This window comes from Micromonospora citrea, from assembly GCF_900090315.1.
GTDB classification, from domain to species: Bacteria; Actinomycetota; Actinomycetes; order Mycobacteriales; family Micromonosporaceae; genus Micromonospora; species Micromonospora citrea.
In genome coordinates this window covers 6329905-6341665 of sequence record NZ_FMHZ01000002.1, presented here as the reverse complement: position 1 = coordinate 6341665, position 11761 = coordinate 6329905, and the positions used below count along the sequence as shown (strand labels likewise).

9 protein-coding genes are annotated in these 11761 nt (G+C 75.5%); 1 reads left to right on the top strand and 8 read right to left on the bottom strand.

Going from position 1 to position 11761, the window contains the following annotated elements; translation table 11 throughout:
* Nucleotides 1–4: 4 nt before the first annotated feature.
* The 3 genes from GA0070606_RS28870 to ald form a co-directional block, all read right to left on the bottom strand.
* On the bottom strand, nt 5–928 hold the full coding sequence (locus GA0070606_RS28870) for a ParA family protein (protein WP_091106364.1): 924 nt from the start codon (nt 926–928) through the stop codon (nt 5–7).
* Nucleotides 929–1154: 226 nt separating this feature from the next.
* A complete protein-coding gene (locus GA0070606_RS28865) occupies nt 1155–2147 on the bottom strand; it encodes a site-specific tyrosine recombinase XerD (RefSeq protein WP_091108327.1) in 993 nt (330 codons plus the stop codon).
* Nucleotides 2148–2158: 11 nt separating this feature from the next.
* Complete coding sequence (ald, locus tag GA0070606_RS28860; RefSeq protein ID WP_091106363.1) at nt 2159–3274, bottom strand: alanine dehydrogenase; 1116 nt, start codon at nt 3272–3274, stop codon at nt 2159–2161.
* Nucleotides 3275–3498: 224 nt separating this feature from the next.
* Between ald and GA0070606_RS28855 the strand changes: the two genes are divergently transcribed.
* Nucleotides 3499–3822: a TM2 domain-containing protein gene (locus GA0070606_RS28855; protein ID WP_342672196.1), complete on the top strand. Its 324-nt coding sequence runs from the start codon at nt 3499–3501 to the stop codon at nt 3820–3822.
* 79 nt (nt 3823–3901) lie between these two features.
* Here GA0070606_RS28855 and GA0070606_RS28850 read toward each other — a convergent pair whose 3' ends face one another.
* From GA0070606_RS28850 to murJ, 5 genes are all read right to left on the bottom strand, one after another.
* Nucleotides 3902–4507 (bottom strand): NUDIX domain-containing protein, encoded by a 606-nt coding sequence (locus GA0070606_RS28850; protein WP_091108325.1) that lies wholly within the window; start codon nt 4505–4507, stop codon nt 3902–3904.
* Nucleotides 4508–4533: 26 nt separating this feature from the next.
* A complete protein-coding gene (locus GA0070606_RS28845; RefSeq protein WP_091106361.1) occupies nt 4534–6285 on the bottom strand; it encodes a CTP synthase in 1752 nt (583 codons plus the stop codon).
* A 150-nt stretch (nt 6286–6435) separates the two neighbouring features.
* Nucleotides 6436–8826, bottom strand: coding sequence for a hypothetical protein (locus GA0070606_RS28840; RefSeq protein ID WP_245725001.1), 2391 nt, complete (start codon nt 8824–8826; stop codon nt 6436–6438).
* Nucleotides 8826–10007 (bottom strand): glycosyltransferase family 4 protein, encoded by a 1182-nt coding sequence (locus tag GA0070606_RS28835; RefSeq protein WP_091108323.1) that lies wholly within the window; start codon nt 10005–10007, stop codon nt 8826–8828. Before GA0070606_RS28835 ends, GA0070606_RS28840 begins: the two co-directional genes overlap by 1 nt.
* Nucleotides 10008–10062: 55 nt before the next feature.
* On the bottom strand, nt 10063–11760 hold the full coding sequence (murJ, locus tag GA0070606_RS28830) for a murein biosynthesis integral membrane protein MurJ (RefSeq protein WP_091106360.1): 1698 nt from the start codon (nt 11758–11760) through the stop codon (nt 10063–10065).
* Nucleotide 11761 lies beyond the last annotated feature (1 nt).

Here is an 11761-nt window from a genome sequence, read left to right as displayed (position 1 = left end):
CGGCCTACCGCTCCGCCTGGGCGGCGATCACCTCGCGGGCCAGCTGGCGGTAGTTGCGGGCGCCGGACGAGGCCGGGTCGAGCGTGGTGATCGGCGCGCCGGCGACGGTCGACTCGGGGAACTTGACGGTCTTGGTGATGACCGTCTGGTAGACCTTGTCGCCGAACGCCTCCACCACCCGCTGGAGCACCTGCCGGCAGTGGGTGGTGCGGCTGTCGTACATGGTGGCGAGGATGCCCTCGAGCTCCAGGTCGAAGTTGAGCCGCTCGCGCACCTTGTCGATGGTGTCCAGCAGCAGCGCGACACCGCGCAGGCTGAAGAACTCGCACTCCAGCGGGATGAGCACGCCGTGCGCGACGGTCAGCGCGTTGATCGCCAGCAGGCCCAGCGAGGGCTGGCAGTCGATCAGGATGTAGTCGTATTCCTTGCGGATGGACCGCAGCACCCGGGCCAGGGCCATCTCGCGGGCGACCTCGTTGACCAGCTGGATCTCGGCCGCCGAGAGGTCGATGTTGGCCGGCAGCAGGTGCAGCCCCGCCACGTCGGTCTTGATCAGGACGTCCTCGGCGGTGACGTCGTCCTGCATGAGCAGGTTGTAGACCGACAGGTCGAGGTTGTGCGGGTTGACGCCCAGCCCGACCGAGAGCGCGCCCTGCGGGTCGAAGTCGACGAGCAGGACCCTGCGGCCGTACTCGGCCAGCGCGGCGCCCAGGTTGATCGTCGTGGTGGTCTTGCCCACGCCGCCCTTCTGGTTGGCCATCGCGATGATCCGCGCCGGGCCGTGCCGATCGGTCGGCATCGGCTCGGGGATCGGCTTGCGCATCGTGTAGGCCGCCGGATCCGCCGGACCCAGATCCGCTCCGAGCGTGGCCTGCTGCTCGCGGAGCTCCGACGTCCAGGTCTCGGCACGGTCACCGTTGCCAGCCATGTCCTCGTTGCCCCCTCCCGACGACCACCCGGCGTCGGAGCCGTCCGACGTCCTTCGCGGCGCCGCTGCGCACCCCGGTCCGCCTGCCCCAGGAGGTCCGCGCCGATGCCGACTGTACGCCACCGCTCCGCGGGCCGGTCGCACCCGCTCGGCGTGTCGCCGCCCCGCCGACCAGGTCACCCCCGCCGAACCGGTCAGCGCGGGCGGGCGGTTCGGCCGGAATCCGTCAGCCGCGCGCCCGGGGATGGGCCGTGGCGTACACCTCGCGCAGCCGCTCGACGGTCACCAGCGTGTAGACCTGGGTGGTGGTCACCGAGGCGTGGCCGAGCAACTCCTGCACCACCCGCACGTCCGCGCCGCCGTCGAGCAGGTGGGTGGCGTAGGAGTGGCGCAGGGTGTGCGGGGAGACCGCCTGCGGCCCGTCGACGGACAGGCCGGCCCGCTGGGCGGCGCGGCGCAGGATGGTCCAGGCGCCCTGCCGGGTCAGCGCGCCGCCGCGGGCGTTGAGGAACACCGCCGGGGTGCCCCGGCCGGCGGCGGCCAGCCCGGGCCGGGCGCGCACCAGCCAGGCGCGCAGCGCCTCGACCGCGTACCCGCCGATGGGCACCAGCCGGGTCCGGCCGCCCTTGCCGCGCAGCAGCACGGTGCCCTCGTCGACGTCGAGGTCGTCGACGGCCGCGCCGACCGCCTCGGAGATCCGCGCCCCGGTGCCGTACAGGAACTCCAGCAGCGCCCGGTCGCGCAGCGCGAGCGGCGCGCCGTCGCCGGCGGCGGTCACGGCGCCGGCCGTCTCCAGCAGCCGGACCACGTCGTCGACCGGCAGCGCGCGGGGCAGCCGGCGCGGCGGGGTGGGCGGCCGCACGTCGCGGCTGGGGTCGGCGCCCGCCAGCCCCTCGCGCAGCGCGAAGCGGTGCAGCCCGCGCACCGCGCTGGCCGCCCGCGCGGCCGAGGAGACCGCCAGCGGCGGGTGCGCGTCGTCGCCGGCCCGCAACCGGGCCAGGTGCTCCTCGACCTGGCCGGGGCCGACGGACGCCAGGTCGGGCACCCCGGCCGCCGCCAGGCTGTCCAGGTAGCGCTCCAGGTCCCGGCGGTACGACGACAGCGTGTTCGCCGACAGTCCCCGTTCGACGGTGAGATGGTCGAGGTAGCCGCGGACGGCACGGCGCAGGGCGGGCGCGGGCTCCGCGCCCGCGCCCGCCCCGTCCGGTGTCCCGGTCAGCCCGCCGCCTCTCAGGCCAGCGCGTCGGCCAGCGACAGGGCCGGCATGCCGTGCGCCTCGGCGACCGGGCCGTAGGTGACCTGGCCGTCGTGGGTGTTCAGGCCCAGCGCCAGCGCCGGGTCCCGGCGCAGCGCCTCGCGCCAGCCGTGGTTGGCGAGTTCCAGGGCGTACGGCAGGGTGACGTTGGTCAGCGCGTAGGTGCTGGTGTGCGGCACGGCGCCCGGCATGTTCGCCACGCAGTAGAAGATCGACTCGTGGACCTGGTAGGTCGGGTCGGCGTGCGTGGTGGGACGCGAGTCCTCGAAGCAGCCGCCCTGGTCGATGGAGATGTCGACGAGCACGCTGCCCGGCTTCATCCGGGAGACCAGCTCGTTGGAGATCAGGGTCGGGGCCTTCGCGCCGGGCACGAGCACCGCGCCGATGACCAGGTCCGCGTCGAGCACGGCCCGCTCGATCTCGTACGCGTTGGAGGCGACCGTCTGGAGGTGGCCGCGGTAGATGGCGTCGGCCTGGCGCAGCCGCGCGACGTTCTTGTCCAGCAGCAGCACCTCGGCCTGCAGGCCCAGCGCGATCGCGGCGGCGTTCATGCCGGAGACGCCGGCCCCGATGACGACGGTCTTGGCCGCGTAGACGCCGGAGACGCCGCCCATCAGGATTCCGCGCCCGCCGCCCTGCCGCTGCAGGTGGTACGCGCCGACCTGCGGGGCCAGCCGGCCGGCCACCTCGGACATCGGGGCGAGCAGCGGCAGCGACCGGTCGGGCAGCTCGACGGTCTCGTAGGCGATGCCGGTGACCTTGCGGTCGATCAACGCGTCGGTGCACGCCTTCGACGCGGCCAGGTGCAGGTAGGTGAAGAGCACCTGCCCCTCGCGCATGCGGTGGTACTCCTCGGCGATCGGCTCCTTGACCTTGAGCACCAGCTCGGCGGTGTCCCACACCTCGTCGGCGCTGGCCAGGATCTTGGCTCCGGCGGCGGCGAACTCGTCGTCGCTGATGCTGGACCCGACCCCGGCGCCGGACTCGACGAAGACCTGGTGACCGCTGCGGACGAACTCGTTGACGCCCGCCGGCGTGATCGCCACGCGGTACTCGTGGTTCTTGACCTCGCGGGGGATTCCGACCTTCACGATGCAGACACCTCTCTTCGGGGCTGCGCTCCCCCGACTGCGCGGTGCCACGACGGCCCCGTTGCCGCCGCGGTCCACCGTCCCGCCGGCGGCAGTCTAGGCGCGCCGACGCCCTCGGCGAGCCAGCACAGTGACATCCGGTGACCGCCCACCCTGACGAAGTGTCAGGCATCGACCCGGCCGACGGTGGGACGTCACCTCAGCCGTCAGGACAGTGTTCACCCATTATCGTCCCATCCACCGGGTACCGCTGCGGACAGGACGAGAGTCGATCACTAGGGTGTCGCCTCATGACCACTCCTCCTTACCAGCCCGGTTACCCGACGGGCGTCTCCGACAAGAGCAAGGTCGTCGCCGGCATCCTCGGCATCGTGCTGGGCGGCTTCGGCGCCGGCCGGTTCTACATGGGCGACACCAAGACCGGCGTCCTCCAACTCGTGGTGACCCTCGTGACCTGCGGTCTCGGCGGCATCTGGGGCGTCATCGACGGCATCCTGATCCTGGTCAACGGTGGCGTCGACGGCCAGGGCCGGCCGCTGCGCGACTGACCCCCGACCTAGAGACGACGAGAGGGGCCGTGCGGCGAACCGCACGGCCCCTCTCGTCGTACCGCCACCCCGCGCCGGCTCAGCGCGGCGGCGGGGTGTCCGCCCGGCGCAGCGCCGACCAGCCGGTGTCGCGGGCCCGGGCGGCGGCGAGCAGCCCGGCCACGCACGACGCGTTGGTGATCTCCCCCGCCAGCACCATGCCGACGGCCTCGTCGAGGTCGATGCGGACGACCTGGAGATCGGCCTCCTCCTCGCTGCGCTCGTGGCGCCGCTCGGCCGGCACGTCGGTCAGCTCCCGGGCGAGGAACACCCGGACCAGCTCGTCGGTGAAGCCCGGCGAACTGTGCAGGTCGACCAGGACGTCGAGCCGGCCCGCCACGAGGTCGACCTCCTCGGCCAGTTCCCGGGCCGCGGCGGCGGCCAGGTCCTCGCCGGAGACGTCGGTCAGCCCGGCGGGAAGCTCCCACAGGTGCCGCCCGACCGGGTGCCGGTACTGGCGGATCAGCACCACCTGGCCGGCTGTGTCGAGCGCCACCACGGCCACCGCGCCGACGTGCCGGACGAAGTCGCGGACCCCGGTCCCGCCGCCCGGCATGGTCACCTCCTCGCTGACCACGTCGAAGATCCGCCCGTGGTAGCGCTCGGTGCGGGAACGCACCTCGTAGCGGTGCTCGACGGGGCTCACGCCGCCCTGCCCGCCGGTGCGCCCGCTCACGAGGCCGACGCCGCCTTCGCGGCGGCGCCGCCGTTGCGGGCGGCCTTCTTCGCCGCCGCGTTCTCCGCCGGCTCCAGGTCCACCGGAAGCTGGTCGGCCTCGGAGTAGGCCACGGCCGCCCTGACGAAGGAGGCGAAGAGCGGGTGCGGCCGGGTGGGCCGGCTCTTCAGCTCCGGGTGCGCCTGGGTCGCCACGAAGTACGGGTGCAGGCTGCGGTCCAGCTCGATGAACTCGACCAGGCGACCGTCCGGCGAGGTGCCCGAGATGTGCAGGCCCGCCTTGGTCAGCGCGTCGCGGTAGGCGTTGTTCACCTCGTACCGGTGCCGGTGCCGCTCGCTGACCTCGGTGCTGCCGTACGCCTCGGCCACCAGCGAGCCCTCGGCCAGCTTCGCCGGGTACGCCCCGAGCCGCATCGTGCCGCCCAGGTCGCCCCTGCCGGCGACGATGTCCTCCTGGTCGGCCATGGTGGCGATGACCGGGTGCCTGGCCTCCTCGTCGAACTCCAGCGAGTTGGCGCCCTCGAGGCCGGCCAGGTGCCGGGCCACCTCGATGGTCATGCACTGCAGGCCGAGGCAGAGGCCGAGCAGGGGGATGCCGTTCTCCCGGGCGTACCGGGCGGTGCCGATCTTGCCCTCGATGCCGCGCACCCCGAAGCCGCCCGGGATCACGATGCCGTCCACGCCGGCCAGGGCGGCCGCGGCGCCGGTCGGGGTGACGCACTCGTCGCTGGGCACCCAGCGCAGCTGCACCCGGGCCCGGTGGCCGAAGCCGGCGGCCCGGATCGCCTCGCTCACCGACAGGTACGCGTCGGGCAGGTCGACGTACTTGCCGACCACGGCGACGGTGACGGTGTGCCGGGGCTGGTGCACCCGGTCCAGCAGGTCGTCCCAGCTGGCCCAGTCCACGTCCCGGAAGGAGAGGCCGAGCCGGCGCACCACGTACGCGTCCAGGCCCTCGCGGTGCAGCACCTTCGGGATGTCGTAGATGCTCGGCGCGTCCGGGGCGGCGGTGACGGCCTCCCGGTCGACGTCGCAGTAGAGCGACAGCTTCTGCTTGACCTTGTCGGGAATCTCCCGGTCGCAGCGCAGCACCAGCGCGTCCGGCTGGATGCCGATGCTGCGCAGCTGCGCCACCGAGTGCTGGGTCGGCTTGGTCTTCAGCTCCCCCGACGGCGCCAGGTAGGGCACCAGCGAGACGTGCAGGTAGAAGCAGTTGTCCCGGCCCAGGTCGTGGCGGACCTGGCGGATCGCCTCCAGGAACGGCAGCGACTCGATGTCGCCGACCGTGCCGCCGACCTCGGTGATCACCACGTCCGGCACCTGGCCGTCGTCGTCCGGGTCGGCCATCGCCAGGATCCGGGACTTGATCTCGTTGGTGATGTGCGGGATGACCTGGACGGTGTCGCCCAGGTATTCGCCGCGCCGCTCCTTGGCGATCACGTCGGAGTAGATCTGGCCGGTGGTGACGTTCGCCTTGCCGGAGAGCGCCCGGTCCAGGAACCGCTCGTAGTGCCCGACGTCGAGGTCGGTCTCGGCGCCGTCCTCGGTGACGAAGACCTCGCCGTGCTGGAACGGGTTCATCGTCCCCGGGTCGACGTTGAGGTAGGGGTCGAGCTTCTGCATGACCACGCGCAGACCGCGCGCGGTGAGCAGGTTGCCGAGGCTGGAGGCGGTGAGGCCCTTACCCAGCGAGGAGGCGACTCCCCCGGTGACGAAAATGTGCCTGGTCGTCCGTGCTGAAGGGGCCAAGGCCTGCTCCCGTGTCGTCCGTCGCGGTCGTGCAGACCGCCGTGCCGATCAGCAAAGTGATCACGCGATCCACGGGATTCCACGGTAACACCTCACCCGCCGTCGCCGCCGGGCGCACCCGTACCGGCCTCCCGGGGTCGCCGTGCCGGGTCAGGAGGCCGTGACCTCGGTCGATGGCCGGTCGGTCGACGCGCGGTCGCCGTCGTTCGCCCGGGTCGCCCGCCCGTCCGCGCGGGACCCGGTGGTCGGTCCCCCGCCGTCGCCGCCCGGTCCGCCGTCGTCCGGTCCGTCGCCGTCACCGTCCGGTCCGTCGCCGCCCGGGCCTCCGGTGTGGCCACCACCCGGCCCGTCGCCACCACCCGGCCCGTCGCCGTCCCCGCCGGGTGCGTCGCCGCCGGATGCGTCGTCGCCGTCCGGCTCGCCGTCGCGCTGGCCGGCCGCGTCAGGCAGGGTGCGGTCGGTGGAGTGGTCGAGCACCCGCAGCGCGGCCAGCGCCGCCATCGGCACCACCAGGGCGCCCGCCGCGCCGGCCACGTCCAGGGCGTCGCCGCCGAGCAGCCCGCCGATCACCGCGGCGACCGCCGTGCCGGCCATGGCCGCCCGCACCGCCGGGTAGATGCCGAACAGCCGCATCAGCCCGCCCCAGGGCTGGAGCAGGGCGAACCAGACCAGCAGGGCGCCGGCCAGGGCCAGCACCGTCAACGGGCTGTTGACCAGGGTCTCGAAGTTGGCCGTGCTGGAGCGGTGCACCGTCAGCCCGCCGGTGCCGTCGCCGACGGCGGCCAGGAAGCGGCCCAGGCTGCCCCGCTCAGCGGCGGGCCGGCGCAGGTCCAGCACCGCGAAGCCGATGGTCAGCGCCAGCCCGGCCATGGTCGCCCAGGCCAGCCGGCTGATCGTCAGCCAACCGCCGGCACTGATCGCGGCGGCGACGCTCAGCCCGGCGGTCAGCGCGATCGCGCCGATCGGGTCGGCGCCCAGGTACGGGCTGCCCACGACCACCACGGCCACGCCGCCGACGGCCACCACGACCATCGGCCGCCAGGACCGGCGGACCCGTTGGGCCAGCCAGCCCGCGCTCAGCAGGGCCCCGGCCAGGAACACCCCGAGCCCGACCGTGCCCAGCCCCGCGTACCGGCCGCCCTCCAGGGCCGAGTAGCCGACCACCCCGTTGAGCTGCAGGCGGGCGCCGGTGAGCACGTCCACGCCGACCGCCAGGGTGGTCAGGCCGGCCACCGCGCCGAGCGGGCCGAGGGTGCTGGCGTAGCCGGGCGCCAGCCGGACCACCGCGGTCGCGGCGGCCAGCAGCACGACGGTCACCCCGGCGAAGTAGACGCCGGCGTGGTCGCCGCGCCACCACGGCACCGCGTCCGCGAGCAGCGCGGCCGGGACGGCCAGGGCGGCCGCGATCAGCAGCAGCTCCACGACCGACACGACGCGCGGCGACACCGGTTCCGGGCCGTACGGGCCGGCGTGCCGGCGGGCCCGGCGCAGCAGCGGCAGCACCGCCACCGCCAGCAGCACCTGGACGCCGGCGAGCAGGGCGAAGAACCAGTCGGCCACCCGGCGCTGGGCGGCGGCCTCCCGGTCGGCGTCGGCGGGCTGGGCGATCGCGGTGGCGAGGTCCGCCGGGCGGCCGTCGACCGACACGGCCGGCCGGCCGAGGAAGAGCCGCTCGGGCATCGGCCGGCCCAGCGCGGTGAGCGCGGTCGGCGCGAGATCGACCAGTTGCAGGTAGCCCTCCCGGCCGGTGCTGGCCGAGGTGAGCCACCCGCGCTCCCAGCCCGGCCCGTCGGCGACGGCCACGTGCAGCCGGGACGGCACGTCGGTGTCGGACACCCCGGCGACGAACACCACCGAGCGGGGCGGCCGGGCGGCGAGCACCCGGGCCAGCCGGGCGTCGGCCTCGCGGGCCGCCGCGGCCCGCCTCGCCGGGTCCTCGCCGGTCACCGTGCCGAGGTCGACGATGCTCAGCACGCACGAGCCGAGCAGCTCGGCGGGGTCCTCGGGCAGCGCGGCCGCGTACCGGTCGACCCGGCCGAACGGCCGGGCGGCGGCCACCGCCGCGCCCGGCCCCACCGCCACCGAGCAGCGCACCGACTCCGACAGCGCCCCGGGCACCGTGCCCCACGGCAGCCGCTCCTGGTTGTGCCGGACGACGCTCTCCTGGTCGGGCAGGTTCGCGCCGATGCCGTCGGGCTGCTCGACGGTCACCGCCGTCGGGGGACAGCCCTCGCTCTGCCGGCTTCCGTTCCACGCCGCGTAGCTGCCCGCGCCGAGGGTCAGCCAGCCGTCCACGGGACAGGTCGGCCGGTGCGCGGAGCGCACCGAGAGGGAGCCGATCGAGCCGTCCCGCGCCATCCGCCACAGCGTCGGCGTGGTCTGCGCGTCAACGTCCTCCCAGCGCAGCCCGGCCACGCCGGCCAGCACGACGAAGTCGGCGGTGCGCTCGGGCGCCGCCCGCTGCGGCCGGGCGGTCAGCGCCGTGATGCCGAGCGCCACCACGACCAGGGTCAACAGGGCCGGGGCGAGTCTGCGCAGCATCACCGGCGTCCCGTCGACGGGGCGTGGCCGTCACGTCCGGGCTCCGTGGGCCCGCCGTCGGCGCCGGGGGCCGGCGCCAGCTCGGCGTAGAGCGCGCCCAGCTGGGCGAGGGTGTCGGCCTCGCCGGGCCAGGTCGCGGCCCGTTCGGCGCCGCGCCGGCCCAGGTCGGCCCGGCCGGCCGCGTCGTCGAGCAGGCCGCACACGGCCGCGTCGACCGCGTCCACGTCCCCCGGCGGCACCAGCACCGCGGCGTCGCCGACCAGCTCCGGCAGCCCGCCGACGGCGGTCGCCACCAGCGGTACGCCCGCCCGCATCGCCTCCTGGGCGAAGAGCTGGCGGGCCTCCCAGTCGCTGGTGACCAGCGCCAGGTCGGCCCCGGCGAGCAGGTCGGCCACGTCGGTGCGGTGCCCGAGCAGGGTCACCGGGGCGCGGGCGGCGGAGATCCGGGCGGCCAGCGGCAGGTAGGCCGGGCCGCTGCCGGCGACCACCACGACCGGCGCCGGGGTCCGGGAGCGCCATCGGGCGGCCGCGTCGATGAGCACGTCGTACCGCTTCTGCGGGTGCAGCCGGCCGACGGAGAGGACGAGCGGCTGGTCCGGGCCGACGCCGAACTCGGCGCGGACGGCGGCCCGGCGGCGGCGCGGCGCGGGCAGCGCGGGCGCGGCGACCGGGGCGAGCCGGGCGTCCGTCGCGCCCAGCGCGGCGGCCCGCTCGACCAGGTCGGCGGAGGCGCCGAGCGCCACGCGGACGCCCCGGGCGACGACCCGCTCGACGAGGCGGGACACGCCGCCGCGCAACCCGCCGGCGAGCACCGCGTTGTGCCAGGTGACCACGAGTGGCGCGGCCGGGCGGGCGAGGACGGCGACCAGCCCGGCGCGCAGCCCGTGGGCGTGCAGCACGTCGACCCGTTCGGCGGCGAGGGCCCGGCGCAGCGCGGCGACCGCGCGGGCGTCGGCCGGGGTCGGGCTGGCCGGGATCTCCACCGGCGTGAACCGGGCGCCGACACCGGTGAAGTCGAACTGCTCCTGCGTCGCGGCGGGCCCGCAGACCAGCACGGAGGCGCCCGCGGCGGTCAGCCCCCGGGCGAGCGAACGCACGTGCTGCCCGACCCCGCCGGTGCTGGAGGCGAGCAGCAGGGCCACGGTGCCGCGCCAGTCGGTGACCGGTGCCGGTTCCGTCACCTCGACCACCCCCGCTCGTCGGTCGCCGCCGGCCGGTCACCCGTCCTGCACCCGCTCACCGGGACACCGTCTCCTTCCCGTCACCCCGTTCCGGGGGGATCTCGCCCGCACCCGTCCGTCCGGCGGGGGCCGTCGGCCCGCGCCGGCCCCGCCCCAGTCGCCGGAGCACCCCGGCGAGCAGCGGTCGCACGTCCCGCCGGTCGACCAGCCACACGACGGCGAGGAACACGACACCGACCAGGACTCCGGACAGCATGCCCTGCACGAGTGCGGCCGGTGTCGTCGGGGTGCCGTCGCCGGCCGCGTCCAGCCAGCGCGCGGCGGCCGCACCGGCGAGCGCCGCCAGGGCCCCGGCGAGCAGTCCGGCGGCGCCGGCGCGGGCCACGCCGGCGAGCGCGGCGGGCCCGGCCGCGCGCCGCACGGCGACGAGCAGCAGGCCACCGAGCAGCAGCATCCCGACCGAGTTGGCGAGGGTGACGGCCAGCACCCGGTCCGCCACCGGGAACACCGCCGCCAGCGGCACCGCCGCCGCCGGCACGGCCAGCCAGCCGGCCGAGATCGCCACCGTGGCGGGGCGGGTGTCGCCCCGGGCGTAGAGGGCCCGGGAGAGCACCGCGAAGAGGCCGTAGCCGAGCAGCCCGGGGGCGAAGCCGGCGATCCCGGCGGCCGTCGAGCCGGGACCGGTCGGGTAGAAGAACGCCGCGACCGGCCCGGCCGTGCCGACCAGCGCCGCCGCGCCGAAACAGCTGAACAGCAGCACCCCGCGCGTCGTCGAGGAGAGCGTGCGCCGGTAGTCGTCGTCGTCCCCGGCGGTCGCCGCGGTCGCCAGCGCCGGGTACGCCGCGGTCGCCAGCGGCACCGCCAGCACCGCCCAGGGCAGCAGGTACATGGTCTGGGCCAGGTTGAACACCTGCGGCGAGCCGGTCGGGCCGCCGGAGACCCGGTTCAGCAGCACCAGCAACGCCAGCTGCTGCGCGGTGACGGTCACCGCGCCGGCCACCGCCAGCCCCGTCACCCGCGCCCGCGCGTCGGCGGGGAAGGCGTACCCGGGACGCAGCCGCAGCCCTAGCCGGCGCAGCGGGACCAGCAGCGACAGCGACAGCACCACCACGCCCGCCGTCGTCCCGGCCGACAGGATCAGCTCTCCCCCGCGGCTCACCTGTCCCACCCCGGCGCCGCGCCCCTCGACGCCGCCGAAGGCGAGGTAGACCACGATCACGGTGAGGCTGGACAGCAGCGGCGCGATCACCGGCCAGGCGAACCGGCGGTGCGCCTGGAGCACGCCGGTGAGCACGATGCCGATGCCGTAGAGCGGCAGCTGCGGGGCGAACACCCGCAGCATCCGCGCGCCGGCTTCCAGCTCGGCCGGCGAGCGCCCCTCGCTGATCAGCGACACGATCGGGCCGGCGGCCACCGCGACGAGCACGGCCAGCGGCACCAGCAGGGTGACCGTCCAGGTGAGCAGGGCGCCCGTGGTGGCGGCCACCGCCCGCCGGTCGCCGGCCGCGACGGGTCCGGCCAGCAGCGGTACGACCAGGCTCGCCAGCGCGCCACCCGCGACGATCTCGAAGATGATGTTCGGGACCGTGTTGGCGATCACGTACATGCCGCCGAGGTCGCTCTTCTGCACCACCCAGGTGAAGACGGCGGTGCGGCCGAAGCCGGCGAGCCGGCTGACCACGGTGAGTACGGCGATGAGCGCGGCCGCTCCGGCCACGCGGCCGGCGCCGGCGAGGGGTGCCGGGGTCGTCACG

Bases quoted from the DNA above. Each gene is read 5' to 3' on its own strand.
- GA0070606_RS28870 (WP_091106364.1), bottom strand. From the start codon at position 928: ATGGCTGGCAACGGTGACCGTGCCGAGACCTGGACGTCGGAGCTCCGC.
- GA0070606_RS28840 (WP_245725001.1), bottom strand. From the start codon at position 8,826: ATGCTGCGCAGACTCGCCCCGGCCCTGTTGACCCTGGTCGTGGTGGCG.